Source organism: Marinobacter sp. B-12, from assembly GCF_056857915.1.
The window spans coordinates 189,685-216,519 of sequence record NZ_JBSXOB010000059.1 but is presented as its reverse complement, the minus strand read 5'-3'; the positions used below and the strand labels follow the sequence as shown (position 1 = coordinate 216,519).

28 protein-coding genes and 3 tRNA genes are annotated in these 26,835 nt (G+C 57.1%); 22 read left to right on the top strand and 9 right to left on the bottom strand.

All coding sequences use genetic code 11. The annotated features are described in order from the left end of the window. Nucleotides 1-2 precede the first annotated feature (2 nt). The 7 genes from tolA to nadA all read left to right on the top strand — a co-directional run bounded on the left by tolA (nt 3) and on the right by nadA (nt 5,345). Nucleotides 3-977: a cell envelope integrity protein TolA gene (gene tolA, locus AC13D2_RS14475; protein WP_292049393.1), complete on the top strand. Its 975-nt coding sequence runs from the start codon at nt 3-5 to the stop codon at nt 975-977. 77 nt (nt 978-1,054) lie between these two features. After that, nucleotides 1,055-2,320, top strand: a complete 1,266-nt coding sequence (tolB, locus tag AC13D2_RS14470) for a Tol-Pal system beta propeller repeat protein TolB (RefSeq protein ID WP_292049392.1) — start codon at nt 1,055-1,057, stop codon at nt 2,318-2,320. Between the two features lie 73 nt (nt 2,321-2,393). Next, complete coding sequence (gene pal / locus AC13D2_RS14465) at nt 2,394-2,972, top strand: peptidoglycan-associated lipoprotein Pal (protein WP_482938837.1); 579 nt, start codon at nt 2,394-2,396, stop codon at nt 2,970-2,972. A gap of 12 nt (nt 2,973-2,984) precedes the next feature. Further along, nucleotides 2,985-3,767: a tol-pal system protein YbgF gene (gene ybgF / locus AC13D2_RS14460; protein WP_292049261.1), complete on the top strand. Its 783-nt coding sequence runs from the start codon at nt 2,985-2,987 to the stop codon at nt 3,765-3,767. A gap of 85 nt (nt 3,768-3,852) precedes the next feature. Continuing rightward, a tRNA-Lys gene (locus AC13D2_RS14455) sits at nt 3,853-3,928 on the top strand. Nucleotides 3,929-3,994: 66 nt separating this feature from the next. After that, nucleotides 3,995-4,070 (top strand) — tRNA-Lys (locus tag AC13D2_RS14450). A gap of 213 nt (nt 4,071-4,283) precedes the next feature. Then, nucleotides 4,284-5,345 carry a quinolinate synthase NadA gene (gene nadA, locus AC13D2_RS14445; protein WP_292050241.1) on the top strand — a complete coding sequence of 354 codons (1,062 nt, stop codon included), beginning with the start codon at nt 4,284-4,286 and terminating at the stop codon, nt 5,343-5,345. Between the two features lie 2 nt (nt 5,346-5,347). On the opposite strand, the gene AC13D2_RS14440 is transcribed toward nadA, so the two are convergent. Then, nucleotides 5,348-6,826, bottom strand: coding sequence for a M48 family metalloprotease (locus AC13D2_RS14440; RefSeq protein WP_292050242.1), 1,479 nt, complete (start codon nt 6,824-6,826; stop codon nt 5,348-5,350). 154 nt (nt 6,827-6,980) lie between these two features. On the opposite strand from AC13D2_RS14440, the gene AC13D2_RS14435 reads away from it, so the two are divergent. Next, entirely contained in the window at nt 6,981-7,208 is a 228-nt protein-coding gene (locus AC13D2_RS14435) for a sulfurtransferase TusA family protein (protein WP_292050243.1), read from the top strand. A gap of 30 nt (nt 7,209-7,238) precedes the next feature. Beyond that, entirely contained in the window at nt 7,239-8,318 is a 1,080-nt protein-coding gene (locus tag AC13D2_RS14430; RefSeq protein WP_300498268.1) for an AI-2E family transporter, read from the top strand. Here the strand turns inward: AC13D2_RS14430 and AC13D2_RS14425 are convergent. Continuing rightward, the gene (locus AC13D2_RS14425) at nt 8,315-8,782 is read right to left on the bottom strand and encodes a peroxiredoxin (protein ID WP_292050245.1); all 468 of its coding nucleotides are present in this window, start codon (nt 8,780-8,782) and stop codon (nt 8,315-8,317) included. The genes AC13D2_RS14430 and AC13D2_RS14425 overlap by 4 nt on opposite strands. Before the next feature lie 74 nt (nt 8,783-8,856). Here AC13D2_RS14425 and dapA point away from each other — a divergent pair, with 74 nt between their 5' ends. Genes dapA through AC13D2_RS14385 form a run of 8 tightly spaced genes read left to right on the top strand, consistent with a single transcriptional unit; the run spans nt 8,857 to nt 16,259 of the window. Beyond that, nucleotides 8,857-9,732: a 4-hydroxy-tetrahydrodipicolinate synthase gene (dapA, locus tag AC13D2_RS14420; RefSeq protein WP_300498271.1), complete on the top strand. Its 876-nt coding sequence runs from the start codon at nt 8,857-8,859 to the stop codon at nt 9,730-9,732. Nucleotides 9,733-9,769: 37 nt separating this feature from the next. After that, a complete protein-coding gene (gene bamC, locus AC13D2_RS14415; RefSeq protein WP_300498273.1) occupies nt 9,770-10,867 on the top strand; it encodes an outer membrane protein assembly factor BamC in 1,098 nt (365 codons plus the stop codon). A 44-nt stretch (nt 10,868-10,911) separates the two neighbouring features. After that, the gene (gene purC / locus AC13D2_RS14410; protein WP_300498275.1) at nt 10,912-11,625 is read left to right on the top strand and encodes a phosphoribosylaminoimidazolesuccinocarboxamide synthase; all 714 of its coding nucleotides are present in this window, start codon (nt 10,912-10,914) and stop codon (nt 11,623-11,625) included. Between the two features lie 35 nt (nt 11,626-11,660). After that, nucleotides 11,661-12,395 (top strand): TIGR04219 family outer membrane beta-barrel protein, encoded by a 735-nt coding sequence (locus AC13D2_RS14405; RefSeq protein WP_300498277.1) that lies wholly within the window; start codon nt 11,661-11,663, stop codon nt 12,393-12,395. A 19-nt stretch (nt 12,396-12,414) separates the two neighbouring features. After that, entirely contained in the window at nt 12,415-13,422 is a 1,008-nt protein-coding gene (locus AC13D2_RS14400; RefSeq protein WP_300498279.1) for an NAD-dependent epimerase, read from the top strand. Between the two features lie 43 nt (nt 13,423-13,465). Continuing rightward, complete coding sequence (locus tag AC13D2_RS14395; RefSeq protein WP_292050250.1) at nt 13,466-14,464, top strand: TRAP transporter substrate-binding protein; 999 nt, start codon at nt 13,466-13,468, stop codon at nt 14,462-14,464. Between the two features lie 20 nt (nt 14,465-14,484). Beyond that, complete coding sequence (locus AC13D2_RS14390) at nt 14,485-15,003, top strand: TRAP transporter small permease (RefSeq protein WP_292050251.1); 519 nt, start codon at nt 14,485-14,487, stop codon at nt 15,001-15,003. Continuing rightward, on the top strand, nt 15,000-16,259 hold the full coding sequence (locus tag AC13D2_RS14385; protein ID WP_482938836.1) for a TRAP transporter large permease: 1,260 nt from the start codon (nt 15,000-15,002) through the stop codon (nt 16,257-16,259). The genes AC13D2_RS14390 and AC13D2_RS14385 overlap by 4 nt, the downstream gene beginning before the upstream one ends. A gap of 180 nt (nt 16,260-16,439) precedes the next feature. Here the strand turns inward: AC13D2_RS14385 and AC13D2_RS14380 are convergent. The 6 genes from AC13D2_RS14380 to AC13D2_RS14355 form a co-directional block, all read right to left on the bottom strand. Further along, nucleotides 16,440-16,516: transfer RNA gene (locus tag AC13D2_RS14380), tRNA-Val, on the bottom strand. A gap of 55 nt (nt 16,517-16,571) precedes the next feature. Then, nucleotides 16,572-17,528 (bottom strand): DMT family transporter, encoded by a 957-nt coding sequence (locus AC13D2_RS14375; protein WP_482938835.1) that lies wholly within the window; start codon nt 17,526-17,528, stop codon nt 16,572-16,574. A gap of 126 nt (nt 17,529-17,654) precedes the next feature. Beyond that, nucleotides 17,655-18,740 (bottom strand): hypothetical protein, encoded by a 1,086-nt coding sequence (locus AC13D2_RS14370; protein ID WP_421910941.1) that lies wholly within the window; start codon nt 18,738-18,740, stop codon nt 17,655-17,657. A 30-nt stretch (nt 18,741-18,770) separates the two neighbouring features. Further along, nucleotides 18,771-19,847 carry a hypothetical protein gene (locus tag AC13D2_RS14365; protein ID WP_292050255.1) on the bottom strand — a complete coding sequence of 359 codons (1,077 nt, stop codon included), beginning with the start codon at nt 19,845-19,847 and terminating at the stop codon, nt 18,771-18,773. A 246-nt stretch (nt 19,848-20,093) separates the two neighbouring features. Then, nucleotides 20,094-20,270 (bottom strand): YceI family protein, encoded by a 177-nt coding sequence (locus AC13D2_RS14360; protein WP_300498284.1) that lies wholly within the window; start codon nt 20,268-20,270, stop codon nt 20,094-20,096. Beyond that, nucleotides 20,267-20,986 (bottom strand): CDP-alcohol phosphatidyltransferase family protein, encoded by a 720-nt coding sequence (locus AC13D2_RS14355; protein WP_367187234.1) that lies wholly within the window; start codon nt 20,984-20,986, stop codon nt 20,267-20,269. Before AC13D2_RS14355 ends, AC13D2_RS14360 begins: the two co-directional genes overlap by 4 nt. Before the next feature lie 156 nt (nt 20,987-21,142). On the opposite strand from AC13D2_RS14355, the gene AC13D2_RS14350 reads away from it, so the two are divergent. From AC13D2_RS14350 to AC13D2_RS14335, 4 genes are read left to right on the top strand one after another with little or no spacing between them, the layout of a single operon-like run. After that, nucleotides 21,143-22,141 carry a zinc-dependent alcohol dehydrogenase gene (locus AC13D2_RS14350; protein WP_292050257.1) on the top strand — a complete coding sequence of 333 codons (999 nt, stop codon included), beginning with the start codon at nt 21,143-21,145 and terminating at the stop codon, nt 22,139-22,141. 33 nt (nt 22,142-22,174) lie between these two features. Beyond that, nucleotides 22,175-22,573: a 6-pyruvoyl trahydropterin synthase family protein gene (locus AC13D2_RS14345; RefSeq protein WP_482938834.1), complete on the top strand. Its 399-nt coding sequence runs from the start codon at nt 22,175-22,177 to the stop codon at nt 22,571-22,573. Next, the gene (locus tag AC13D2_RS14340) at nt 22,560-24,506 is read left to right on the top strand and encodes a glycosyltransferase (RefSeq protein ID WP_292050259.1); all 1,947 of its coding nucleotides are present in this window, start codon (nt 22,560-22,562) and stop codon (nt 24,504-24,506) included. The genes AC13D2_RS14345 and AC13D2_RS14340 overlap by 14 nt, the downstream gene beginning before the upstream one ends. Further along, a complete protein-coding gene (locus AC13D2_RS14335; RefSeq protein WP_292050260.1) occupies nt 24,463-25,437 on the top strand; it encodes a lysylphosphatidylglycerol synthase transmembrane domain-containing protein in 975 nt (324 codons plus the stop codon). The genes AC13D2_RS14340 and AC13D2_RS14335 overlap by 44 nt, the downstream gene beginning before the upstream one ends. Here AC13D2_RS14335 and AC13D2_RS14330 read toward each other — a convergent pair. Further along, complete coding sequence (locus AC13D2_RS14330) at nt 25,412-26,284, bottom strand: RibD family protein (protein ID WP_292050261.1); 873 nt, start codon at nt 26,282-26,284, stop codon at nt 25,412-25,414. The two genes, AC13D2_RS14335 and AC13D2_RS14330, sit on opposite strands and share 26 nt — an antisense overlap. Before the next feature lie 134 nt (nt 26,285-26,418). On the opposite strand from AC13D2_RS14330, the gene AC13D2_RS14325 reads away from it, so the two are divergent. Then, on the top strand, nt 26,419-26,835 hold the full coding sequence (locus tag AC13D2_RS14325) for an XRE family transcriptional regulator (protein ID WP_292050262.1): 417 nt from the start codon (nt 26,419-26,421) through the stop codon (nt 26,833-26,835).

Below are 26,835 nucleotides of genomic sequence, written 5' to 3'. Positions count from 1 at the left end.
CCGTGGCTCTGTCAATCCTGCTGCATGGATTGATTCTGGGCGTGGCCCTGGCCGGGTGGACATGGACCGATCCCTCCGAGGATCCGCCGCCACCCAGTATATCTGCACGCCTGATCACTCCTAACGAGCCGGAGCCCAGCCCGGTGACGGAACCGGTTGATGAACCGGATCGTGACGAAGAACGCAGGCAGGAGGAAGAGCGGCAGCGTAAGGAAGAAGCCGAACGCCGAAAGGCGGAAGAGGAGCGGGAACGGGAAGAAGCCCGCCGCATCCAGCAGGAGAAAGAGCGTAAGCTGGAACAGAAGCGCCAGGAAGAGGCGGCCGAGCGGGAACGTGAACAGCAACGCAAAGCGGAGGAGGCCGCCCGCCAGAAGGCTGCGGCTGAAGCCAAGGAGCGTGAACGTCAAAAGGCCGAGGAAGAAAAGCGTCGCCAGGAAGAGGCTGCCCGGAAAGCCGCTGAAGAAAAACGCCGTGCGGAGGAGCAGCGCCGCAAGGAAGAAGCGGAGCGCAAGGCGAGGGAAGAGCGGGAGCGCCAGGAAGCCGAACGCAAGCGCAAGGAGCGTGAGCGGCGTTTGAAGGAGCAGCAACTGGAAGCTCTGGCGGAAGAAGCGCAGCAGGAGCGCGAGGCTGAAGAGCGCCGTAAGAGGGAGGCGGCTGCTGCCAAGGCACGCGAGTCACAAATGCTGTCGGAAAGTCAGAAATATCAGGCGCTGATTCGGGAACGGTTGAGTCAGGCCTGGTATCCGCCTTCGTCGGCAACGGAGGAGATGACCGCAAGGCTTCAGATCACTTTGCTACCGACTGGTGAACTTGCGTCGGTAAAGCTTGTCTCCTCCAGTGGCAACACGGCATTCGATAATTCGGCGCTGGGCGCGGTTAAGTCGCTGAATCGTTACCCGATTCCCGATGATCGGGACACATTTGAAAAGTATTTTCGCCAGTTTACGATTGAGTTCAATCCCCGGCGGTTGAGATAAGGATAATGGGAAATCAAATGACGAACCGGAGCACAACAGGCATAACCCGTATTGGCTTGGCCGCGGCGTGGTTCCTAATGCTGGTAGTGATGACAGCGGGTAACCCGGCAAACGCTGAACTGTTGATACGAATCACCGAGGGTGCGGATTCGGCCATCCCGGTCGCCGTGGTTCCATTCTCCGAATCGGGTCAAATCCCCTCTGGCGACAAGGTCAGCAATATCGTCCGCGACGATCTCACCATGAGTGGTGAATTCAAACCACTGCCACCGGAGAAAATGCTCAGTCTGCCGTCAAAGGGCGACGAGGTTTATTTCCGTGATTGGCGACTTCTGGGGCAGCGTTACGTTCTGGTTGGGCAGTTGACACGTACCGGCGACAAAATTGAGGCCCGGTATGAATTATTCGATGTAAACCGGGAGGAGCGGATTCTCGGGGCGACAGCGTCGTCATCGGTGAACAGCACCCGGAGTCTCGCCCATCACATCAGTGACAAGGTGTATGAGGCTATAACCGGCGTACCCGGCGCGTTTTCTACCAAATTGGCCTATGTTACGCTTCAGCGTTCCGGGGGAGAGCCAATGTACCGACTACAGGTCAGCGACGTGGATGGCAAAAGGGCCAGGGTCAGGCTCGAAAGCGACGAACCGATCTTGTCGCCTGCCTGGTCGCCAGATGGTAAGAGGCTTGCCTATGTGTCGTTTGAAACTGGCAAGCCTGCGATTTACATCCATGAGCTTTCATCAGGCAACCGCACGCGGGTCGCAGACTTCCGGGGGTTGAATTCCGCGCCTGCCTGGTCACCGGACGGCCGGTCACTTCTGTTGACCCTGTCGAAAGATGGCAATGCCGAAGTCTACAAGATGGATATTCAGAGTCGTTCGCTCAAACGGCTGACCAATCACTGGTCTATTGATACGGAGCCCACCTGGGATCATACGGGTAAAGGTTTCTTCTTTACGTCTGACCGTTCCGGTGGGCCGCAGATATACCACAAGTCCAGCGAGGATGCGGAACCCCGCAGGATTACCTTTGGTAGCCGATACAACGCCCGCCCACGGCCAGACGACGATGGCAAGTACGTCTACTATGTGCATCAGAGAGACCAGGCGTTTCACATAGCGCGAACTAACTTGCAGACGGAGGAAGAAACGATTCTCACCAGGACTGGGTCCGACGAATCGCCCAGTGTTTCGCCCAATGGCCGGATGTTGATCTATGCAACCAAGCAGAGCGGCGACAGTGTACTAACTGTAATTGCCGCCGATGGCGGAGCGGCCTATAGTCTGCCGGCCTCGGAGGGTGATGTGCGTGAACCGGCATGGTCACCGATCGTCAAGTAAACCGGAACTCCGAACAGAACAGGTTCGTTTATATAAACGTACAACAGACTCTCAAAAAAGGAAGGAAGTGATTATGAACGTATCAGCTCACCACAAATTATTCGCCATGGTAATGTCTCTTGGTCTGATCGCGGGTTGCAGCAGCACCGGTGAGACCACTGAAGACGGCGCGTACGGTTCCGATGTCTCTGCAGTCGACCAGGAAGGTGGTAGCACTGTTTATGGCGGCGATGATGATGGCGGCGTATCTTCGTCCGAGATGAGCGAAGAGCAGCGTCGTGAGGCGGAAGCTCGTGCTGCGCGCGCGGAAGAAGCCGCCATGCGCGAAATCACCACTTTCTACTTTGATTTCGATACCTCCGAAATCGAGGCCGATGCCCGTGATGTTCTTGTGGCCCACGCCCGGTTCCTGCAAGCCAATCCTGGTCAGAATGTCCGTATTGAAGGACATGCCGATGAGCGCGGTACCAAAGAATACAACCTTGCACTGGGCGAGCGTCGTGCCAATGCCATCGAGCGCTTCCTGATTGTGAACGGTGCTTCCCGCGGCCAGACGGAAACTATCAGCTACGGTGAAGAGAAGCCGGCCGTGATGGGTTCCAGTGAGAGCGCGTGGGCCCAGAACCGTCGCGTTGAACTTGTTTTCCAGTAACAGGCGAACCCCATGAGACATCTGCTCATGGCGACAGTGATGCTCCCGCTTGCCCTAGGGCAGGCGGGCGGCACGCTGGCGCAATCCGTTTCTCCAGCGTTCCAGGACAATGCCTCTGAGGCTGAACGCAAGGCTGGCAACAGTCAGGCCAATGCGGAACTGTTCTATATGATTCAGCAACTGCAGGGCGAGGTTCGTCGATTGCAGGGGCGGGTGGAAGAGCAGCGTAACCTCATTGATCGGCTCACCAAGCAATCCCGGGATCGCTACATAGACCTTGACCAGCGAATTCTGAAACTCTCTGAAAAGGTTTCTGAAGCACCAGCGACGAGCTCAGCGGGCTCTAAGAGTGCGGCTGATTCGGCTGAAACAGGAGATTCGGGGGTGAAAACCAGAATCTACCGGCAGCCTACCGATAAAGAACGGACGGATTACCAGAAAATTCAGACCCTGATTCATCAGGAAAAGAACTACGACCAGGCGATCAATGGGTTGTATGACTTTATTGATGAGTATGAGGAAGGGGACCTGACGGTCAACGCCTATTATTGGTTGGGCGAGGTGTACCTCGTTGAGGAACAGCTGGAGCAGGCGCGGCAGGCGTTCACCATTGTCGCAACCCGTTACGGGGATCACCGCAAGGCTCCGGATGCTGTTTACAAGCTTGGCGTGACCCTGGACCGGCTTGGCGATAAGGAGCAGGCTCGTGGGCGTATGCAAACCGTGATCCGTGACTATCCGAATACCAGTGCCGCTGAGTTGGCGCAGAAGTACCTCGACTCCAATAACGGCTGATCGTGGTCATCGCGAGGAATGTTGAGAAACCTGGGAATTAGGGGTTGATCGGCGCTGAAAAATCATTACTATATGCGCCTCGTTTGGGTCGTTAGCTCAGTTGGTAGAGCAGTTGGCTTTTAACCAATTGGTCGAAGGTTCGAATCCTTCACGACCCACCAAATTACGAACGAGGCGGTGGATTGAGTCGTCGCGTTGTTCCGGTCCGGATTCGGTCCGACAGTTATGGGTCGTTAGCTCAGTTGGTAGAGCAGTTGGCTTTTAACCAATTGGTCGAAGGTTCGAATCCTTCACGACCCACCAACAGAACAGGAAGCCAAAGTGGCTCCTGTCGAAAAAAGAGCCTTCGGGCTCTTTTTTTTTGGGTATACGGTCATACATCTGTGATAGTGGGTGTAGTTAAAGGGTGCGCCTAAGGCACCTAGGCAAAGCTCTGTGACAGCAGGGTGACAGCCCAGTGAAAGTCGTGGCTGAAATGATATACTTCCGACGTTAACGCAATACAGAGATGCAGTAATGACGCGAGTTGAAGACCGTATTCTCGTTCAGGAACATCTGGCACACCAGGCGGAGCCAAAGACCCTGAGCGACGACGAAAAAGCCGACCTTGAGTCCCGTATTCGTGCAGCGCTGAAAGCGCAGGATGCAGTGCTCGTGGCTCATTACTACACCGATCCGGACATACAGCGCCTGGCCGAGGAAACCGGCGGCTGTGTTGCCGATTCTCTGGAAATGGCCCGGTTTGGTAATCAACACGAAGCGTCGACCGTAGTCGTGGCGGGTGTCCGTTTCATGGGTGAAACCGCCAAGATTCTGAACCCGGAAAAGCGGGTGCTGATGCCCACACTGGAGGCTACCTGTTCACTGGACATTGGCTGCCCTGCGGATGAATTCTCAGCCTTTTGCGACCAGCATCCCGATCGTACCGTGGTGGTCTATGCCAATACCTCTGCAGCGGTGAAAGCAAGGGCGGACTGGGTGGTTACCTCCAGTTGTGCCCAGGCCATTGTGGAGTCGCTGGATGCCCGTGGTGAAAAAATACTCTGGGCCCCGGATAAGCATTTGGGCCACTACGTGCAGAAAACCACCGGCGCGGATGTGCTGCTCTGGGATGGTTCGTGCATTGTGCATGAAGAGTTCAAGTACCGAGGGCTGGAGGATCTGAAGGCGCTGTATCCGGATGCGGCGGTTCTGGTGCATCCTGAATCGCCCAATGCGGTGGTCGAGATGGCCGATGTTGTGGGCTCGACCTCTCAGCTGATACATGCGGTACAGACGCTGCCCAACGAACAATTCATCGTTGCCACTGACAACGGCATTTTCTACAAGATGCAGCAGTTGGCTCCCAACAAGACCCTGATCGAGGCGCCTACCGCCGGAAATGGCGCCACCTGTCGTAGCTGCGCCCATTGTCCGTGGATGGCGATGAACGGCCTCGAGAACCTGCTGTCGGTGATTGAGAACGGCGATCAGGAGGTTCACGTGGATCCGTCGTTACGGGAGGATGCGCTGAGGCCACTTCAGCGGATGCTGGATTTCACTGCCGAGATGAACCTGAAGGCTGCCGGTAACGCCTGACATCAGCTACGGCGCTGGTTCAGTCGCTCTGACACCTGCGATAATCGCTCGGTCACGATTTGGCGCAACGGGGCTCCGGCGGGGAGCTTCTCCTGGGCCTGGCGCAACTGGCGCTGGGCCGCTTCAAGGTCGCCCATCAGGATATCGTATTCAGCCCTCGCACGGTGTACCCCAACGATATTACGTGCCAACCCTTCGGCTTCAGCCAGCCTTAGCCAGAGATGCTCTTTTTTCGGCAATTCCCGCGTCAGTCTGTGGAGGTGTTCGGCAGCGCGCTCACCGTTACCCGCCGCGGTTTCAACACGTGCAAGCATGTCGGTAATCGGGTAGTTTCCGGGATTCCTCGAAAGGGCCTCGGAGAGCAGGCTGCGAGCGTCATTGAGCATGTCCTGCTCAATCAGCGCCTCCGCAAGTGTAACCTGGTAAGTGATGCGTCCCGGTGTTCCGTCGAGCAGCCGTTCGAGCTCTGCAATCGCCTCACGATGATTTCCGTTCCGCAGCCACGCGACCGCCAGGCCGTAGCGAATAGCATCCGGCTTTTCGGTATCCGAACGGTTCAGGTAGTCCTTGAATGTTTCCACAGCGATGTCTGCGGACTTGGCGTAGCGAACCTGCAGTCGGGATCGGATCAGATGATACTCCTGAGCGTCGGCCACATCCCGCCGAGGGTATTGCTCGGCACGGTTACGGGTGTCGGACACCCGATTCTGTGTCAGCGGGTGGGTGGACAGGTACTCCGGTACGCGATTTCCCTGCAGGCGGTTCTGACGCATCATGATTTCGAACATTTCCGGCATCCCTCTCGGGTCCATGCCGGAGCTGGCCAGTATGTCCATGCCAACCCGGTCGGCTTCCTGCTCGTGAGCCCGGCTGTAAGCCAGCATGTTCTGCACTGCCAGTGCCTGGGTGCCTGCGATAGCCGCTATGCCGACATCCGACTGGGTAACCGCTGAGAGTATGATGCCGGCGATCATGCCGGCAATGGTCAACGGGGCGCTGGTTTCCTGTTGCTCCAGACGCCTGGCGAAATGGCGCTGGCTCAGGTGCGCCAGTTCGTGGGCCAGAACCGAGGCAAACTGCTGCTCGCTCTCTGCATTCAGGAACAGGCCGCCATTAACGCCGACGACATTGCCGGGTACCGCAAAGGCATTGATATCGGGGCTGTCGATGATCGCCAGTGTTAGGTCACTGCTGCTGAGGGGAGCTGAGGGTACGAGGCGATAAATGACCGAATTCAGGTAGTCCTGAACCAGGGCGTCGGTGATCTGGGGAGCGGATCGCCGGATGGACGTCATTACCTGGCGCCCGATATCCGATTCCTGGCGCTCCGAGATCAGCCCGCCACCTGCGCCACCAATGGATGGCAAGGTGCTGTCCGACGACTGTGCCGAGGTCTGACCGACCGTCAGTGAGAATGCCAGGGCAAGGGCTGATGCCAGGGTGCCTGGGCGGTGAATTCGGCGGCGGTTTGTGACAGTCATGAATGGGCGATGTCCGTTGTCATTGGGTTCTCTCTGACAGCATTGTGTCACCGAAAGTTCGTTCGGAGTCCGTCTGTTACGATTGAGGTGCAATACAGTACCACTGTGGGCATAATGCCGGCTCCTGTTTTGAACATACGGATGCTTTTTTGCCATGGCTGACCGAACACTGGATGCATCGGGTCTGCGCTGTCCGATGCCGCTATTGAAAACAAAGCTTGAGCTCAACAGCATGTCTCCCGGCCAGGAACTTGAAGTTATCGCCACAGACGCCGGTTCTGCAAGGGATATTCCCGCGTTCCTCGAGCTGTCGACCCATCAGTTGGTCCGTACATCGGAACAGAATGGCTGTTTCACCTTTGTGATAAAGTGCGGCGATTAAGCTCGTAGTAGGGACCCTCCGGAGTCGTTGATGATCAGAATTTTACGTGGTCTTGCCCACAAATACTTTTCAGATGAAGAAGCCGTCATTCTTTTCCTGCTAATACTCGCAGGCGTCATCTTCATTATTTTTTTTGGTTCCATGCTGGCGCCCGCTATTGCTGCGGTTATTGTTGCCTTTATTCTCCAGGGGCTGGTCACCAAACTGAATCGGCTCGGTATCCCGGAAATTGTGTCCATCATAGGCGTGTTCTTTGTCTTCCTTGGGCTGCTGATCGGCGTCCTCTTCGGACTGCTGCCTCTGATCTGGACTCAGGTGACCGGGTTGGCGGGCGAAGCTCCACGCATTTTCAGAGAGATGCAGTCCTATCTTGAAGTGCTTCCTGAACAGTATCCAACACTGATTTCCATGGAAGGCATCAACACCATTTACAACCAGGTGACCACCGAAGCAGGCCGCATGACCCAGTGGCTGGTGTCCTTCTCGCTGGAGAGCATTCCGGACCTGGTGGCGCTGCTGATCTACATGGTGTTGTTGCCGATCCTCGTGTTCTTCTTCCTCAAGGATCGCCGGGTGCTGCTGGGTGCCATCGCCCGCATGCTGCCGTCCCAGCGCCCGATGATGCTCAGGATATGGCACGAGGTGAATCTTCAGTGTGCCAACTATGTACGGGGTAAGGCGGTCGAAATATTGATCGTTGGTGGTATTACCTACGTGGCCTTCAAGGTTCTGGGCATGCCCTATGCGGCCCTGCTGTCATTGATGGTGGGCCTGAGTGTGGTGATTCCCTATATCGGGGCAGCCGTCGTCACCATTCCGGTCGCCATGATTGCCCTGTTCGCCTTCGGGTGGGGCAGTCAGTTTATCTGGGTCATGGTGGTGTACGGTGTCATTCAGGCACTGGATGGCAACGTTCTGGTTCCCATCCTGTTCTCCGAAGTGAATAATCTGCACCCCGTTGCCATAATCGTGGCCGTACTGTTCTTCGGCGGTATCTGGGGGTTGTGGGGTGTGTTTTTCGCCATTCCATTGGCGACCATGCTCAAGGCGATCTTCTCGGCATGGCCGGTCAAGAACGGACAGTCAGAGGCGCTGCCAAGGGAGCCTTAAAGGCTCCTGGCGGCCTCCAGCACTTCGTCAACGTGGCCGGGTACTTTCACACTTCGCCATTCCTTGCGAAGAACCCCGTCTTTGTCGATCAGGAAGGTGCTTCGGTCAATGCCCATATATTCTTTGCCATAGAGCTTTTTCAGCTTGATGACATCGAACTGCTGGCAGAGGGCTTCGTCCTTGTCGGAGATCAGGTGGAAGGGAAATGCCTGCTTTTCGCGGAAGTTGTCATGGGCTTTCAGGCCGTCACGCGATACTCCGAAAATGACCGTGTCCAATGCATCAAACTGGTCGTGCCGATCGCGGAAATCCTGACCTTCAGTGGTACATCCAGGGGTGTTGTCCTTGGGGTAAAAATAGAGCACCACGTTCTGGCCTTTCAGGCCCGATAAACGAATGGTTTGATCTCCGGTAGCTGGGGCCTCAAAATCATCAACAGGACGGTTCAGTTCGGGTGCTGACATGACATCTCCTTTAATTCCCTTGTGTCAGTGGGTGCCCAACATTACCATATCGTTTTTATTCGTACGGAGTTTTTATGATTACGGGGAGCCTTGTCGCACTGGTCACGCCCATGCATTCCGATGGCAGCGTTCATTGGGAGCACCTTGATAAGCTGGTGGACTTTCATCTCGACAACGGAACGCACGGTATCGTGGCCGTTGGAACGACGGGTGAATCCGCCACGCTGGACCCGGAAGAGCACATGCGGGTGGTAGGGCATATCATAAAACGCGTCAACGGCCGCATCCCTGTGATTGCCGGTACCGGTGGCAACAGCACCCGCGAAGCCATAGAGCTGACCGAAGAAGCGCACAAGCTGGGTGCCGATGCCTGCCTGCTTGTAGTTCCGTACTACAACAAACCGACCCAGGAAGGCCTTTATCAGCACTTCAAGACCATTGCCGAGGCTGTCCCGGTCGATCAGATTCTCTACAACGTTCCCGGCCGAACGGCGTGCGACATGCTGAACGAGACCGTAGAACGCCTGGCGGATATTCCGAACATCATCGGCATCAAGGATGCAACCGGCAACATTCCCCGTGGAGCAGAGCTGGTTGAAGCCGTTAAAGGTCGCCTGGTGGTCTACTCTGGTGACGACGCGACAGCCGCCGGACTGATGCTTGCCGGCGCCAAGGGCAACGTCTCCGTTACCGCCAATGTGGCTCCCAAGGGCATGGCTGCGTTGTGCGAAGCCGCCATCGCCGGCAATGAAAAGGAAACCGAGCGGCTTAATGAGTTGCTCATGCCCCTGAACCGCAAACTGTTCCTCGAGGCCAATCCCATCCCGGTCAAATGGGCCCTTTTTCATATGGGCATGATCGGAGAGGGCATCCGCCTTCCGCTCACCCCCCTGAGTGACAGGTTCCACGAGGAAGTGGAAGACGCACTGAAAGCCTCTGGCGTACTCTGAGTCAGGCTGTACCATCTATCGTAACTGGAGTCGCCTGATGGCGTTTAGGTTCAGGACAGAAATCAAAAAAACCGAAAAATGCATCAGGCCCCTGGCGGGCCTGATGTTTGTTATGGCCCTATCAGGCTGTAGCCTTATCGAAGACCGCTCAGAGCGCTATGTCACTGCGCCGGAAGGCACACCGCTGAAACTGCCGGAAACGGCGGATGAAGGCGAGTTTAGTCAGATCATGCCGATACGCGAAGCGACAGCTGCCGACTCGGGTCGCATGTATCGGGGAAGCATACCCAGGCCGCCGGATATGACCTCCGATATCCTTGACGAAAATTACCTGGTTGAGGAACTGGATGGACAGATATGGCTGCTGGTGAACGATGTTCCCGGTCGCCTCTGGCCGGCGGTCGCTTCCTACATGAATGAGAACGGCCTTGGTGTGGCGTATGACAGCCCCCAGCTTGGCCTGATGCAGAGTGAGCTGGTTAACTTCAGCAAGCAGGCGAGGGGCTTGTTGGGGTTGCCGGATAATCCTGACGGGCCAGAGGCAAAAGTGGTTGTTCAGGCTCGTGTCGCTCCCGGTGTGCGCCGCAAGACCTCAGAGGTTCAATTCCGTTCTTTCGAAGTTGCCGATGACCCCAACGAGCTGATGGCATGGGGCGGCGGGGACGTCCGCAGCCGTGAGCAACTCGACACCAGTCGGAAGCTGCTCGACAACCTGGCTCAGTATTTACGCAACCGGGAAGATAGCAAGTCGTACTCCCGTGCGGCCTTGGGCATGGCCAGCGAACCCCTGGTCAGGCTGGTATCAGACGATGAAACACCCCGGGAAATTGTGATGAGCCTGGATTACGGCCGGGCCTGGGCGGAAGTACGGCGAGCGGTGGATGACGCAGGCATACCGGTGATCGACCTGAACCGTGAAGACGGCTATTTCTTTGTGGATTTCCGGCCGGAATCCGAGCGCGAGCCAGGGTGGTTTAGCTGGTTCTCCGACGCCCCGGAACCGGTCCATTCGTTTGATATACGGCTCGAGGAACGCGACGGCGACATTATCGTTTCCACCGCCATCGCCGAGAGTTACGATGGTGAGAATCGCTCGTCCGAGCTGCTTTCAGAACTGTTCGAATACCTTTACTAATGCAAGCAGTGCCTGCGCAGAGCGGGCACGTCCGGAGACCTGACATGGAAAAGCGTGAAGAGCTTTACGCGGGCAAGGCCAAATCCGTATACCGTACCGACGACCCCGACCGTTTCGTGATGGTATTTCGCGACGATACGTCGGCTTTTGACGGCGAGAAGAAAGAGCAGCTTAACCGCAAGGGCATGGTGAACAATCGCTTCAATGCGTTCATCATGGAGAAACTGGAAGCAGCCGGTATTCCCACACACTTTGAAGGCCTGCTTTCGGGCACGGAATCACTGGTCAAGAAGCTGGACATGATCCCGGTGGAGTGCGTGGTTCGTAACATCTCGGCTGGCAGCCTGTGCCGTCGTCTGGGTGTCGAGGAAGGGCTGACGCTGAACCCGCCCACCTTTGAACTGTTCCTGAAGAACGACGCCATGCATGACCCCATGGTCAATGAGTCTCTGGCGGTCAGTTTTGGATGGGCGAAAGCCGACGAGCTTGCCAGAATGAAAGAACTGACCTATCAGGTGAATGACGTACTGAAGGCCCTGTTTGAGGAAGCCGGTATGCTGCTGGTGGACTACAAGCTGGAATTTGGCCGCTCGGGTGGCCAGATTGTTCTGGGTGACGAATTCAGCCCCGATGGCTGCCGCATCTGGGACCGGGAAACCCGAAAAAAGATGGATAAGGACCGTTTTCGTCAGGGACTGGGCGATGTGATTGAAACCTACGAAGAAGTTGGTCGTCGTCTCGGTATTCGTTTCGACTGACCAGTCAGGTACAACAACCATAAAACAGGTGCACTATGCGTAAACTGATTTTTGCCATCGGCGGCTCATTGGTCATTGCTGCCCCAGTCGCGACCGCTGATGTGGTCGGGGTAGGGGCCAATGTCAGTTATTGGGATTCTGACCTCTCGGGCAGAGCCGGCAAAAACAACAGGGTGGTCGATGTTGAAAACGACCTGGATCTGGAAAGCGACACCAATGCGAACCTGAACGCCTATCTGGAGCATCCGGTACCGCTACTGCCCAACGTGCGATTAAACTATACGCGCATCGAACAGAGTGGTCGTGGGGAATTGTCCACCGAGTTTGACGCGCTTCCGAACGGCGCGGAAGTGGATTCCGATCTGGACCTGAGCCAGTTCGACGTCACCCTGTATTACGAAGTGCTCGACAACTGGGCCAATCTGGACCTGGGCGTGACCGCCCGCAATCTGGACGGCGAGCTGATTGTCCGTGAGCAGGCCACCAATGGTCGGGTCAGTAAGACTGAGGTCGACGGCGTGATTCCGATGGGTTACCTGGCTGCCCGCTTTGATCTTCCCTTTACCGGTGTTTCCGTCGGTGGCGAGGCGAACCTCATCAGCTTCGACGGCGATTCCATCTATGACTACAACGCCTACGGTCAATACGAACTGTCGTTGTTACAGCTGCGTGCTGGATACCGTCAGATCAGCATTGATTACGAAGACAGCGATGACCGTCTGGACATCGACCTCGGTGGCCCGTTTGTGAGTGCCGGGCTGACGTTCTGAAGGAACAGGAGATCACACGTTGAAAATTCTGGTTACAGGTACGGCGGGCTTTATTGGCTCCCATCTGGCGCATCGGCTGCTTGATCGAGGTGATGACGTAATTGGCGTGGATAACGTCAACGATTACTACGACCCCACCCTGAAGGAAGCGCGGCTTGAGCGCCTGACCTGTAAACCGGGATTCACCGAGGTACGCAAGGACGTGGCCGACCGGGCCGCCATGGAGGCCCTGTTCCGCGAGCACAAGCCAGAGCGCGTGGTTCATCTGGCCGCACAGGCGGGCGTGCGGTACTCGCTGGAGAATCCCCACGCCTACATTGACGCCAACCTGGTGGGTTTCACCAACATTCTGGAAGGTTGTCGCCACAACGATGTGAAGCATCTGGTGTACGCCTCCAGCAGCTCGGTGTACGGTGCCAATGAAACCATGCCGTTCTCCATCCACGATAACGTGGACCACCCCTTGAGCCTTTACGCGGCCTCCAAGAAAGCCAATGAGCTGATGGCCCACACGTACAGCCACCTCTACAACATGCCCACCACCGGCCTGCGTTTCTTTACCGTGTATGGCCCCTGGGGGCGCCCGGATATGGCGCTGTTCATCTTTACCAAGAAGATCCTGGCGGGTGAGCCCATTGACGTGTTCAACCATGGGCACCACAGGCGCGACTTCACCTACATTGACGATATCGTGGAAGGCGTTATCCGGACCCTGGACAGCGTCGCCACGCCCAACCCGCAGTGGAGCGGCGAAAAGCCAGACCCCGGCACCAGCAAGGCGCCGTATCGGCTCTACAACATCGGCAGCAACAACCCGGTGGAACTGTCCCGTTTTATCGAGATCATCGAAGAGCGTGTAGGCAAAAAGGCGGAGAAGAACCTTCTACCCCTGCAGCCCGGCGACGTACCGGCCACCTACGCTAATGTGGATGACCTGATTGACGATGTGGGCTACAAGCCGTCCACGACAGTGGAAGAGGGCATCGCGAACTTCGTGGACTGGTACAGGAATTTCTACACGGTGTAGCGGGGAGTGAACACACAATAAAAACCACTAAGGGGAAACGATAATGAATAAACTTGCCCACAGTACCGCAATTCTTGGCCTTGCCATTGGCCTGACCTCTTCGGTGTTTGCCGATGAGTTTTCGGACATGGACCCCGTTACTTTGCGCCTGGCTCACGTGGTTAACGAGCAAGACGGATTCCACACCGCAGCTGTTAAGTTTCAGGAACTGGTCAGAGAGCGCACAGAGGGCGCAGTGACTATCGAAATTTATCCCAATGCGTCGCTCGGCGACGAGCGCACCCTGCTTGAGGGCATGCAAATTGGCACAGTGGATATGGGCGTCATAACCAATGGCCCGGTCGCCAATTTCGTAGGAGAAATGGCCGTATTTGAACTGCCCTTCCTGTTTTCTTCCCCAGAAGAAGCCTACGGGGTACTTGATGGTCCTATTGGCCAGGAACTGCTGGATAAGTTGAGTGAAGTCAATCTTAAAGGTCTTGCATACGCGGAGCGCGGCTTCCGAAATCTCACTAACAGTGAGCGGCCGGTGAGAACTCCGGAAGACATTGACGGTTTGCGAGTACGTGTCATGGAGAATCCAGTTTACGTTGATACATTCCGTGAATTGGGCGCAAACGCCGTTCCCATGGCATGGACTGAGGCGCTGACGGCAATGCAGCAAGGGACGATTGATGGGCAGGAAAACCCTGTCAACGTCGTGCATTCCTTCAAGCTCAATGAGACTCAGGACTACATGACGATGTCTCGGCACACCTATGCGCCGGCGATATTTGTCATGGGGATGCCAGTGTGGAACCGCTTGCCGGAAGCCGCACAAGGGGTCATTGAGCAGGCTGCCCAGGAAGCCGCAGAGCATGAGCGCACCGTGAATGCTGAGATGGAGTCGGAACAGTTGGCGGAGCTTCGAGCATCGGGAATGGAAATCGTAGAAGATCCAGATATCGCAGCGTTTCAGGACGCTGTTGCGCCGGTTTATGAAAAGTATGGTGATCAGTTTGGCGATTACCTGGAACGGATCCGTGAATCGCAGCAGCAATAGTTAAAGGACCCGACGAAGGTATGTTGGGAATTCTGAAAAAAATTGAGCGTGCGATCGATGTCATCATGCAGCCCATGGTTTTTGCGGCGATGGTGGCGTTGATCGCCGTGATCACACTGCAGATCGTATCCAGGGTGTTCTTTACCGCTGTGGGCTGGACCGAAGAGGTGGCGAGGTTCCTGCTTGTCTGGATTACCTTTATGGGTGCGACCCTCGCGTTTCAACGCGGCAGACATATCGCTGTTACCTTTCTCGTCGATGCGCTGCCAGGCAGGCTACGACAAGTGACACGCATTCTTGCAGTGGCTGTTGCTTTTGGTTTCATGATTGCGCTGGTACTCGTTGGCTATCGCTACACGCAGATGCAAAGCTTCCAGACCTCTGCTTCTCTGGGCTGGTCGATGACATACGTCTACGCGATTATCCCCGTCTGTGGTGTAGTGATGGGGTGGTACGCATTTGTTGATTTGGTTGAACTGCTCTCAGAAGGACCAGACACCGCAAGAGCGGGCTCTGATATAAGCGACCCTCCATCGTGACGGGCCTACTCTTCGTTCTATTTTTTCTGTTCATGCTCATGGGCGTACCTATTGCCTTATCAATAGGTGCCAGCACGATGGCGGCGCTGTATTTTCAGGGTGTGCCACTGATGGTGGTTACCCAGCAGATGTTTCAGGGAATCAATTCCTTCGCTCTGGTTGCGGTGCCGATGTTCATCCTTGCCGGTGACCTTATGGCACAGGGCAAGGTGAGCGAGAAACTGGTCAGCTTTGCGGACTCGCTGTTTGGCTTTCTGAAAGGCGGTCTTTCTATTGTCGCGGTACTGGCAGGCATGTTCTTCGCGGCTATATCCGGCTCAGGGGCCGCCACGACAGCAGCCGTTGGCTCCAGCCTGGTGCCAGAGCTTCGTAAAAAAGGGTATGACCCGGCGGCGGCAGCCAGTTTGATTGCGGCCAGTGGCACTATTGGTGTGGTCATCCCGCCGTCAGTGCCGATGATTATCTATGCAGTCATTGCTCAGCAATCGGTTTCCAAGCTTTTTTTGAACGGTTTTATTCCCGGTCTCATCATGGGCTTGGGGCTCATGGCTATTGCCATTACCCAAGGTTATCGACGCAATTACCCGCGAGGAACCGCGTTATCCCTCGCCACCATCTGGGGCACGCTCAAAAGTGCGAGTTGGGGACTGATGACCCCCGTCATCATTCTCGGGGGTATCTTTTCAGGCGTGTTTACGCCCAGCGAAGCGGCAGTGGTTGCGGTCAATTACGCACTGTTAGTCTCGTTGTTTATTTATCGCGATCTCAAGTTGCCGGATATCTACCGGATATTGATTCGTTCAGCCATCACAACCGCAGTTATTATGTTCGTCATTGCCACATCCGCCGTTCTGAGCTGGACACTGTCGAGCTGGCAGGTACCGAGTGCGATTGCTGAGTCCGTCCTATCGCTGTCAACGAACCCGTACATCATTATGCTGCTCGTTGTCGGTATCATCCTGATCACCGGTGTGTTCATTGAGACAGCGAGCGCTCTGATCATTCTGACCCCGGTTCTCCTGCCGCTGGTCGTCCAGCTCGGAATCGATCCAATTCACTTCGGATTAATAATTGTGGTGGGCCTGGCTATCGGTATGATTACGCCTCCCGTGGCCATCAACCTTTACGTTGCATCCTCTGTCACCGAGTTGCCGCTTGAACGCATTACCCGCGCGATTATTCCTTACCTGCTTGGCCTGATTGCAGTGTTGCTCCTGGTGGTATACGTCCCGATTGTTTTAGGCATTTCGGGTTAAGCGGGGAGCGGCGCTGCGTTCAAGTAGCCATGCCACCACAATGCAGTCGTGAGATCATTGGAGGTCAGTTCACAAGCCGATGAGCAAACTGTATCGACAATATTGTTGTGAGCGGTTTTCGAAGGTATCGAGAAGAAAATCGAGAAAGGGGGCTGCAGATAACACGTAACGTATTGAAAATGGTAGGACCAGGCAGATTTGAACTGCCGACCTCTGCCATGTCAAGGCAGCGCTCTAACCAACTGAGCTATGGTCCTACGTCCTGCAACGGGGTGGAAATATACTGATTCCGATGGGCGTGGTCAACCTCTTTCAGGCGGTTTTCTGCTTTCTGACCCAGCCTTTTATGGTCTTGCTAAGCACCCCCCACCGATTGATCAGCAGTGCCAGGAATATCAGGCCGCAGCCGGAGAGTTGTGTGGCGGACATGGATTCACTGAACCATCCTGCAGCGAACAGTGCGACCCATACCGGCTCCAAGACCAGGATCACGACTCCGTGGCTGTGGGTAGCCAGGCTTTGGGCATAGGTCTGCAGCAGGAAGCGGCCTGCCGTTCCTACCACGGCACTGGCAATCACCCAGCCGGCGAGAATGCCGGAGAAATCCTCGATAGTCGGGGTCCAGGGTTCCAGCAGCGCTGACTCGGTTAAGGTGACGGTGCCTACGGTGAGCAGCGCAATGGTCGTGAGGGGCAGGGCGGGGACGCGGTGTTTTTCCACGGATTCTCCCCGGCGGTTGATCACCGTGCGCTGGTTGGCCGCACGGGTATTGAGGGTGAAATACAGCGCAAAGATAAAGGCAGCGATCACGAAGAAAACCTGCCCGATCTCCGGCCGGAATCCGTTTTTGAGCGACAATAGCGCAAGCCCGCTCACTGCGACCGGAATCGCAAACCAGGTGCTGATAGGTTGCGCTTCCTGAAAGATAACCCGGGCAATCACCGGCACAATGACCACGCCAAGGCTCGTCAGGAAGGCGCCTTCGCCTATGTGGGTGACGTGAAACAGCCCCATCACCCAGAAGCTCATGGCCACCCCGAACACCAGCCCCACGCCAGCACTGCGCCTTAATTGGTCCAGGCTTAGCCGTGTCAGCGAAGGCCAGGCTATGACCGCCAGTACCGAACCCGCCAACAGGAAACGCAGGGCCATGAACATCAGCGGTGGCATCAGCAATACGGCTTCCTTGGAAAATATCCAGCTAATGGCTGCCATCAAGGTGACAACCACCAGTAAAAGGTCGGATTTATGAGTGTTCGAGAGGGGCATTCACGACCGCCATAGAGTGGATGGGCATTGGAAAGACAGCGGCGGAGTTTATCACGGGCGGGTAAAAATGGCTCTTCCATGAGCCGGTTGGTACTCCTTCAGACGGTGGGGTCCATCTTGGTCGTTTTAGTTGTTGAGTGTGTTGTAGACCAGTGTCGACATATCGGTCTGGTCCGAACCGGGTACTTCGATATACCGGTCACCGGAACCCCACCACTGCCACCATGCCCGCTTGTTGTAGGTGCGGCTGGCAAAATCGACTCGCAGACCATTGAGGGTGGTGTCATTCACGACAGGGACTGATATGTTTCCGGTCTCCGAACCCAGAACACCGCTATGGGAAACGCCCTCGTTCATCAGGATCGGGAAGTGGTTGTAGTAGAGGTCTGAAGGGCCATCCTGATTCGATACCTTACCCGCCAGGCTCAAGCTGGAGCTGCAGGAATCGATACCATTACTGGTGGTAGCGCCACAGGCAGAATGCGTGGGCACAACACCGTCGTCAGTGCCGGCGATGAATGGCTTGGTGATGCCCCCGTACGAAGAACCACCGGCAACAAATCGTAGCCTGGGTACGTTGTTCGGGCTGACTGCCAGGTTGCGCGCGGTATTGGTTTGAAGGTCATTGACGACCCCCAGTTTACCGGGCTCTGGAGTAATACCGGTGAAGGCCCGGACAGCTTGCTTGAGTGGCCAGTTGTACCAGCTGTCGTTGTAGGCAATGCTGAGGGCCAGGTCGGCCAGCTCAGTACCGCCGCCAGCACCTGAGTAATCAATGGCGGCGAGGATTTTCAGCGGCTGTAGTCCATCCGATTGCAGCCAGCGGGCCTGATTCTCCAGGAGGTAACGGGTCACCAGATCGCCGGTGGAGTGTGAAACGACAATGCAGTAGTCATTGCACAGGCCTTGTTGGCTGATCTCACGCATCTGCTGGTAAGCCTGCTGGGCAATGTTGCCTTCTACCCGGCCATCGCTGCCCCAGTCTATGCGGGCGTCGGAACGGGACAACCAGAAGGTGCGCCAGTAGTCTTCACCGGCGGCTTTCACCTCGTCGAGATCCGTCGGCGGGTTGGCCAGGTCTTCCTGTTGGAAGCCGTGGACCAGAATGACGTTGTGCCCGGCAAGCTGGGCATGGGCGGTTCCGGCAAGCAAACTGCCGGTTATGGCGACCGCAAGTGCGGCCTTACAGGCACTTCTCTTTCTTGTTTTCATAAAACACTCCGTCTTTGTTTTATTGTTGTATCAGAACTTGTCTGCCAGCCTTTGCAGGAGGGCAGCACGATGCTCTGATTCGGGGTCGCCGGCCGGGCTGTCGGTTAAACCGTCCAGGTCCGGTGGTGAGAAAGAGTAGCCATCTTCGGGGCCAAAACCGTAGTCGGTGCGGTCGCCGGGCGAGGTAGGCAGGCGCCGGATCTGCAGGTTGCGCAGTTCCAGCTTACCGGTGATTTTACGATGGGCGAGCACCGAGCCATGAGCTTTGAGCTCCAGAGTGTCGGTGGTTCCGTCGAGTCGCTTTTCCACCTGCAACTGCGCGAGTGCGCGGCCGTTGTGGTAAAGCTGGGCGGAGAGGGCATAGAAACCGGGTTCTTTGGTGTCGAAATGAACCGGTATGATCAGATCATTGTTGGCCACCCTGGGGTCACCCAGGCCGTCAAATTCTCCCAGGTCGGGCTCAATGGTCAGGGTTGAAGCGTGACGCACGGGTTTGCCATCAATGGTTGCCTCAACGATCAAACGGTACTCGCCAGGTTCCGCATCGGCCTCAATGACGCCCTCATAGTAGGGGGCGCCGGACTCGTTCTTGAGAGTCGCGCTGGCAAGCGCCTGGCGAGACTCGGGTGATTCCAGGGTAACGTCCAGGCTTGGCCCCACCACCTGGGAGCCGGTGATGCTGGCCGCCACCAGAATGTCTTCTTCCTGTACGAACCGGTATTTCTCAAGCGTGACGGTGAATTGTCCGCCTCCGTCCAGTGGCAACTCCACAGGGTCGAAACGGTTGCCGGAGTAGGCACTGGCCAGGTCTTCTGAGATTGGAATGGAGTAGGTCGGGTAACGGATGTTCTGGCTGTACTGGGACGCGGCACTGGCCAACATGAAGCCAACCGCGTTACCGGAAGGTTCCTGCTTTTCCGTCGTTGGCGGTTGTATCGGCACTGGCTTTGGCTGGGTGTTGTCTGTTCCGGAACGAGGTAGGCTCTCGCGCTCGCTTTCGCCAGCTATCCAGGAGAACCGGAAAGGATTGTCAGCCGACAGGAAATATCCCAGGCCGACGGCGCCGGACACAATGAGCGTTAGGGCCAAGAGCAACCGCGGTGGCATCTTTGGATCCTTGTTGGAGGCATTCTATGGTGCGAGCACCATTATTTTTGTTGTTGTATTAACATAACGGGCCAAACTGACTTCGCGCAAAAAAATGGCTCGAATGTGTAACAGAATGTGTTCAGGGTGTGATGCCGTTCACACTACCTCATAGCCAGCCGGACTCTTTCACGGCTTCCAGGCCGAACCTGAGGCGAACGTCATTACCCACCGGGCGGGTTTTGCCCAGCAGGGTCAGGTCACCGGTCACAATGCCGGTGTTCGGAACATGCCCATCACCGGGGCATAGCCGATGTGGTTCACCTCAAACGACATCGAGAAATGCTCATCATCGATAACGTAGATTTCCGGCTCGGCCACAGCAACCGGGGCGGCCACTGCCAGCGAAGCGGTCAGTGCGGCGATGGATAGTAGCGTTTTCATGCCTTTCTCCCTGTTTGATAAAGCCAGCGCAGGTCTGTAAAAAATGAATAACAGAGCAGTACCAGCGCGATAGCGAGTGTGGCGGTTGCGAAACCGGTTGGCGTAATGGGCAGTATGGCAATCATCAGGGTGACTATCTGCCATACGCAGACGGTTTTGCGTCGAAAACTGTCGGGTAGTGGTCTCTCCATAAAACGGAACCAGTGGCCAGCGGCAACGAACGCGTAACGCATCAGCCCCAACGCCAGAACCCATGAGCCGGCTTTGCCCTGTGCCAGGACTGCAACACAAAGCCCGAGGATGAACAGCGCATCCAGTTCCATGTCGAATCGGGCACCGAACGCTGTTGCTGAGCGGGTGGCCCGGGCGACGGCGCCATCCACGCCGTCAAGAATCAACGCCAGTAAACACAATGACCCGTACAACCACAGCCAGTTCCCTAACTCGGAAGTGAACGGCGCCAGGCTGGTGAGGAGTATGACGAGGGAGGCGCGTACCAGGGTTGCCCGGTTGGCCCAGCCGAAGTCCTGTTCTGCGGGCCAGAATCGAATGACAGGCACTGCAATTGCCAGGCAAAGCAACACGGCGAGCGCGTAAAAGCTGACAGGGGGGTGGAAACTGGTTCCAGCGGCGGCCACCATAACCGCCGTCAGGGCGCCGGACCAAACAAGGTCAGCGGCCAGTGGCAGGCGGAACGTGTGAGTGTGGGAATCCATCATTAAACCCCAGCGTATGAATGGCGTGCATCGGGTCAAAACGGGGCTCTATTGAAAACATCGATGCGCCCTTATGCACTATAGCCGGCAAGGCCGGGTGTACTATAGCCTGCGTGTACTATAGTGAGTTACGTGCGCTGTAAGGAAACAGACGATATGACAAACGCATTTTGGGTGACCGGGCCCGGGGAAGGGGCCATTCTCCCAGCAACCTACGATCATTGTTCGGCGGCCGACGCTGACAGGACAGCGGTGTCCGTGCGGGCGCTATACTCCGGTGTCAGTCGTGGAACCGAGTCGTTGGTCTTCAACGGCCGCGTGCCACCGTCGGAATACGATTCGATGCGTGCCCCGTTCCAGGAGGGCGATTTTCCCTTCCCGGTCAAATATGGTTATGCCAGCGTCGGCCGTGTTATTTCAGGTCCTGAGACCCTGGCTGGCCAGTCGGTTTTCTGCCTGTTTCCTCATCAGGACCACTATCAGGTTCCCGCGTTCGCCGTTGTACCTCTTCCACCCGGCCTTCCGGAATCCAGGGCAGTGCTGGCCGCCAACATGGAAACCGCGGTCAACGGCCTTTGGGATGCCTCACCACGAGTGGGGGAGCGAATCGCAGTGGTGGGCCTTGGCGTCGTTGGTCTGCTGGTTGCCTGGTTAGCCAACCGCATACCGGGTACCCGTGTTACCGCCGTGGATACCAATCCACAGCGTAAGGTGGTTGCGAACTCCTTGGGGCTGAATTTCCAGACCCAGTGCCAACAGGACGATCATGACTTGGTCATCCATGCCAGCGGCCACCCAAAAGGTCTTGAAACCGCTCTTGCGCTGGCGGGACAGGAAGCGCGAATTATTGAAATGAGCTGGTACGGCGAGCAGCCAGTGCCGGTATCCCTGGGTCGGGCATTCCATTCCCGCCGGCTGACGATACGGTCGAGCCAGGTTGGTAACCTTCACCCCGAACAGCGACCACGATGGCGTCACCGGGATCGAATGGCGCTGGCCCTGGAGCTGTTGCGGGATGATGTCCTTGACTGTCTGATCAGCAGCGAAACCACCTTCGAATCGCTTCCGGAGGTTATGCCGGCACTTGCCGGAAACAGGGCAGATGGAATGGCCTCCGACACTCTCTGCCACCGCATTCTATACCCAGACACCTGACCCCTTTAAACTTGCATCGAGGACTCACAACGCATGTTCAGCCTTACCGTCAGAGACCACATGATGATCGCTCACAGCTTCAACGGCGACATCTTCGGCCCAGCCCAGGGCCTGCATGGCGCCACCTACGTGGTCGATGTCTCCTTCGAGCGGGAAGCCCTCGACCGCGACGATCTGATCGTCGATATCGGTCTGGCGTCCGAGGTGTTGTCGTCGGTGATTGCCGAGTTCAACATGAAGAACCTGGACGATATCGAGGAATTTGCCGGTCGCAATACCACCACCGAATTTATGGCGATGACCGTGTTCGACCGACTGGTAGCGGCAATCCGCCAGGGTCGGTTGGGTGAAACCGGCAAAGGCCTGTGTTCGATAAAGGTTACCCTTGGCGAATCCCATATTGCCTGGGCCAGCTATCATGGCAAACTTTGAGCCATTAACGTCGGTGTTGTTTGTCGTTCCGGGAGATCCGGAGCAGAAAACCGGCGGTTACCGTTACGTTCAGCGGGTTGTCGCAGGGCTTAGGAACAACGGCGTGGATGCCGTCGTTGCCGGACTCTGTGGCAGCTTCCCGGTGCCAGACCGTGTGGCGGAGGCAACTATGAACAGTATGCTTGCCAACCTCGCGGATGATTCGGTCGTGGTGCTTGACGGGCTGGCCATGGGCGGGCTTCCGGACGTGGTCGGTAACCATGCATCCCGCCTGCGGGTTGTGTCGCTGGTTCACCATGCCCTGGCGGATGAAACGGGGCTGACGCAAGAGTTGCAGGATTGGCTTTTCCGGGTAGAGCGTCGGGCGCTTTCGAAGGTGGCCGGGGTAATCACGACGAGTGCCCACACCGCGCAACGCCTGAACGACTACAGCGTACCGGCCACCGCCATCCGCGTGGTTGAGCCGGGCGCCGACACCATTGCGGGTATCGGCGCTGAAACCCGGCCATCAAAGGCGCGGGGTCGCACGATTCATCTGCTTTGCGTTGCCCACCTGTCGCCACGCAAGGCTCAGCATCATCTGGTTGACGCATTAAGCGACCTCCGGGACTATTCATGGCACTGCACCCTGGCAGGTTCATTGGATCGCGACGAGCACTATGCCCACGAGCTTCGCGGCATCATCGTGAGCCTGGGGCTTGAACATCGGATCAGTCTTGCGGGAGAGCTGGACGACACCGAGCTTGCCAGCGCCTATCGTAAAGCCGATGTATTCGTGCTGCCGTCCGTTTATGAAGGTTACGGAATGGTGATCGATGAGGCGATTGCCGCTGGGTTGCCGGTGATCACTACCGATGGGGGTGCCCTTTCCACCACAGGCCTGCGGCCTGGCGTCCGGCAGTATCCGGCCGGTGATGTGGCAGAGCTGCGGGCCTGCCTGGAAGACTGGCTATCAGATCCCGTCGCTCTTGGCGAGGCGGCCACTCAGGCACGACAGGCGTCTTGCTCCCTACGTAGCTGGCAGAGCACTGCCGTTGCGTTCCAGCGGGCACTGGAAGCTCTGCTGCCGCCACCGGACCCCACCACCTTCGACAGTGGCTGGCTGGCACTGCGTGAGCCGGCAGATCACCGAGCTCGTAACAAGAGGCTGCTCTCTGAGGTGCTGGCTTGGGCGGAACAGGACTACTGTCACCCGCGCGCCCTGAGTGGTCGTCACGCACTGCCACTGCTCGTGGTGGACCTGGGTACGGGGACCGGCTCCAACGCCCGCTACCTTGTGCCGACCATGACGGTGCCCCAGTGCTGGGTGCTACTGGACCAGGACGAACACCTGCTCGACCTCGCCAGAGAGAGCTTGGAATACCTGGACGTTCCTCTGGAAACCCATGCCTGTCATTTGAGTGCCTCGCGGCTCGCCGGGCAGATTCCGGATGGCACGCGACTGGTCACAGCTTCAGCCCTGATTGACCTGATGTCGGAAGACTGGCTGGAGGCATTGTCGATAGCCGCCGCCAGACATAATGCCGGCGTGTTTATCGTTCTGAGTTACGCGGGTGATTTCGAGCTGTCGCCAGCAGACCAGGATGACCACTGGATACGCAAGACCGTCAACGAACACCAGCACAATGACAAGGGGACTGGCGCCGCGCTCGGGCCATCGGCTACGAATTACCTCAAGCAACAACTGGAATTGCGCGACTATCAGGTGTCTGTTGCCGCAAGCCCATGGCATCTGGCGCCTGGTCAAGGTGCGCTTCAGGGTGCCTTGCTCGAGGGCTGGCGGGATGCGGTAATGCAGCAGTCGCCGGGCGAGCGCCAGCGGGCCGAGCGCTGGTTTGGCTTACGCCTGAAGCAAGCTGATGAGCAGCGCCTGTCAATCCGTGTGGAGCATGAAGACCTGTTTGCCCGGCCAGCCAGAAAAGGCGTTGCCTGACGTGCGACGCCTGCCCCAAACCCGTTACCTGCGCTGGGGTTTCACCCTGTTGTTGTTATTGACCACGGGCTACTTCCTGGACCTGACTGTGCTTGGTCGGGAACTGGTGCGGTTCTCATTACTGGCGTTATTGGCAGCCATGGTGGTATCCGTTGCACAGGTGGTGCTTTCGGCCTGGCGCTGGTGTTACACCGCCCGGCAACTTGGTCTGGTGTTGCCCATGGCCGTTGCTGTGCGGGAATACTACCTTGCGACCTTCCTGAACCAGGTGCTTCCCGGTGGCGTGTTGGGAGATGTTAATCGGGCCTGGCGTCACAGTCTCGACTCCGGTGCCCGTCTTGCGTCCGTTCATGCCGTTATGATCGAGAGGCTGTCCGGCCAGTTGGTCATGATAGCGGTGGTGCTCGGCCTGGGTGGTTGGCTTGCCTGGTACCGATACGGAGTGCTTGAAGCCCTCGCGGAATACGGCGAACGGACGCTGTTGTTGCTGGCCGGCCTGGTGGCGATAGCGGTACTTGTTGCGAGCCTTTGGCAGCGTGCGAAGAATTATGTCCATGCGCTGCGGCGGGACTTACGCAAAGCCCTGTTGGAGTGGCCGGCCCTTGGTATCCAGGTGGTGTCATCCGCCGGTGTGGTAGCCAGTTACCTGGCCGTATTCTCACTGTTGGCTCTGGGCGCGGGTTATTGGACTGACCCCCACATCGCGTTGGTCCTGACGTCTCTGTGCAGCCTTCTGCTGCTGGTCATGGCCATTCCTGTGACCGTCGCAGGCTGGGGGGTGCGGGAGGGCGCTGCGGCATTGCTCTGGCCCATGGCCGGGCTGCCGGCAGAGCAGGGCGTTGCACTCAGTGTTGGCTATGGGTTGGCGGTTCTGTTGTCCAGTCTTCCGGGCGTGTTGTTCGTGTTCACTCGTCGACAGTCGAACGGCTGAAATCCAAATCAAACAGCATGTCAGTGCCCAAATCCACCATTTGGGCCTTCGGGCGCAGGGCGCTGTCGAGTTTCTTGATTTCCGGCAGTGAAAACGCCGGGCGTCCACTGCCGATGATCATCGGGGCGACCATGACATGCAACCGGTCGAGCAGGTCCGCATTCAGGAATTCAGACACGGTAAGCCCGCCACCCTCCACAAAAATCTTGCGAAGGCCAAAGTCTGCGAGAACCTCGAGTATATGGGCAGGGTCCGTGGTGTCATCCTGTCCGAGGCAGGGTACATCCGTTACGCCGTGGCGGGGGGCCAGCTTATCGCCAGCATGGTAGTCGCCAGCAACGAGACGGAGCGTGGGGGATGCTTCGTCGCTGAACAGATGATGGCTGTCCGGTACCCGATGGTTGCGATCAATCACCACCCGCACAGGATTGATGCCGGACGTCTTGCGGACTGTCAGCCTGGGGTTGTCGGTGGAGGCGGTTCCTGCACCGACAATGACCGCTTCTGACACCGCCCGCAGACGGTGCAGGTGGGTAATGCCACCCTCGCCATTGATGAACTTGGAGGCGCCAGTCACCGTGGCAATACGTCCGTCCAGGCTCTGCCCCATCTGGCCCACAACCCGTGATCGTGCACCCGGGGCAACCGGGCAGCACAGAGGCAGGAAAACCGACAGCAGGTTGCGTGCGTCGAGGTCCGCTGGCAGCCGCAGTGCCCATTCGCCGTTCAGGCCAATATCCAGTGCTGGCTTGTCACTGCCCGGCAATGAGAGCGTCACATTGCTACGGTTCACTGCGTCCAGAACCAGCTCCCACGCGGTGTTTTTATCCAGTGCTTTTGCCGCCATACCGAGTTATTTCCGTTGCTAATGGATTCATTATAGGTAGATTGTGTGTAAAGCTATATGTACGTTACATTTCCGGCTTGATTCACCGAAAGTGCCATCAGGCCATAAGATTAACCTCGGCAGAGAACACTCCTATGCGGTACCTGCAAACCTTTAACCGCCGCCTGCGGCAGATTCGGGAAGCCGGGCAGTTGTCGTGTGGGGATGTGGCGGAAATGTGCGGAGTGGACGAGGCACGGGTGGTGAGTTGGGAATCAACGGACGCGAGGCAGCGGGCATGGCCGGGTGTCACCGAGTTACTGGACTTTTGCCTGAAGACGGAAACCCCACTGGAAGACCTTCTGGACCTGGACGACGCCGGGGACACGGGCCAACTGGAGTTGCCGGGCCTGGCGTTCAGCCAGGGCGATGATCTGTCAACGGCCTTGAAAGAACTCGAGCAGGAAATCAGCCGGATTCAACTTTCAGAAGAAGAAATGGAACTGCTGCGCCGGTTCCGGAAAACCTCCGGCGAAAACCGGCGCATGATTCTGCAGATTCTCGGCAAGTAG

Coding starts and splice junctions, on each gene's coding strand:
- AC13D2_RS14360 (WP_300498284.1), bottom strand. CDS start 20,270: ATGAAAACGCTACTATCCATCGCCGCACTGACCGCTTCGCTGGCAGTG.
- AC13D2_RS14325 (WP_292050262.1), top strand. CDS start 26,419: ATGCGGTACCTGCAAACCTTTAACCGCCGCCTGCGGCAGATTCGGGAA.
- AC13D2_RS14425 (WP_292050245.1), bottom strand. CDS start 8,782: ATGTCAGCACCCGAACTGAACCGTCCTGTTGATGATTTTGAGGCCCCA.
- AC13D2_RS14340 (WP_292050259.1), top strand. CDS start 22,560: ATGGCAAACTTTGAGCCATTAACGTCGGTGTTGTTTGTCGTTCCGGGA.
- tolB (WP_292049392.1), top strand. CDS start 1,055: ATGCTGGTAGTGATGACAGCGGGTAACCCGGCAAACGCTGAACTGTTG.
- purC (WP_300498275.1), top strand. CDS start 10,912: ATGGAAAAGCGTGAAGAGCTTTACGCGGGCAAGGCCAAATCCGTATAC.
- AC13D2_RS14405 (WP_300498277.1), top strand. CDS start 11,661: ATGCGTAAACTGATTTTTGCCATCGGCGGCTCATTGGTCATTGCTGCC.
- AC13D2_RS14430 (WP_300498268.1), top strand. CDS start 7,239: ATGATCAGAATTTTACGTGGTCTTGCCCACAAATACTTTTCAGATGAA.
- ybgF (WP_292049261.1), top strand. CDS start 2,985: ATGAGACATCTGCTCATGGCGACAGTGATGCTCCCGCTTGCCCTAGGG.
- nadA (WP_292050241.1), top strand. CDS start 4,284: ATGACGCGAGTTGAAGACCGTATTCTCGTTCAGGAACATCTGGCACAC.
- AC13D2_RS14355 (WP_367187234.1), bottom strand. CDS start 20,986: ATGGATTCCCACACTCACACGTTCCGCCTGCCACTGGCCGCTGACCTT.
- pal (WP_482938837.1), top strand. CDS start 2,394: ATGAACGTATCAGCTCACCACAAATTATTCGCCATGGTAATGTCTCTT.
- AC13D2_RS14350 (WP_292050257.1), top strand. CDS start 21,143: ATGACAAACGCATTTTGGGTGACCGGGCCCGGGGAAGGGGCCATTCTC.
- dapA (WP_300498271.1), top strand. CDS start 8,857: ATGATTACGGGGAGCCTTGTCGCACTGGTCACGCCCATGCATTCCGAT.
- AC13D2_RS14330 (WP_292050261.1), bottom strand. CDS start 26,284: ATGGCGGCAAAAGCACTGGATAAAAACACCGCGTGGGAGCTGGTTCTG.
- AC13D2_RS14345 (WP_482938834.1), top strand. CDS start 22,175: ATGTTCAGCCTTACCGTCAGAGACCACATGATGATCGCTCACAGCTTC.
- AC13D2_RS14370 (WP_421910941.1), bottom strand. CDS start 18,740: ATGAAAACAAGAAAGAGAAGTGCCTGTAAGGCCGCACTTGCGGTCGCC.
- AC13D2_RS14375 (WP_482938835.1), bottom strand. CDS start 17,528: ATGCCCCTCTCGAACACTCATAAATCCGACCTTTTACTGGTGGTTGTC.
- AC13D2_RS14440 (WP_292050242.1), bottom strand. CDS start 6,826: ATGACTGTCACAAACCGCCGCCGAATTCACCGCCCAGGCACCCTGGCA.
- AC13D2_RS14335 (WP_292050260.1), top strand. CDS start 24,463: ATGAAGACCTGTTTGCCCGGCCAGCCAGAAAAGGCGTTGCCTGACGTG.
- AC13D2_RS14435 (WP_292050243.1), top strand. CDS start 6,981: ATGGCTGACCGAACACTGGATGCATCGGGTCTGCGCTGTCCGATGCCG.
- AC13D2_RS14395 (WP_292050250.1), top strand. CDS start 13,466: ATGAATAAACTTGCCCACAGTACCGCAATTCTTGGCCTTGCCATTGGC.
- AC13D2_RS14365 (WP_292050255.1), bottom strand. CDS start 19,847: ATGCCACCGCGGTTGCTCTTGGCCCTAACGCTCATTGTGTCCGGCGCC.
- AC13D2_RS14390 (WP_292050251.1), top strand. CDS start 14,485: ATGTTGGGAATTCTGAAAAAAATTGAGCGTGCGATCGATGTCATCATG.
- bamC (WP_300498273.1), top strand. CDS start 9,770: ATGGCGTTTAGGTTCAGGACAGAAATCAAAAAAACCGAAAAATGCATC.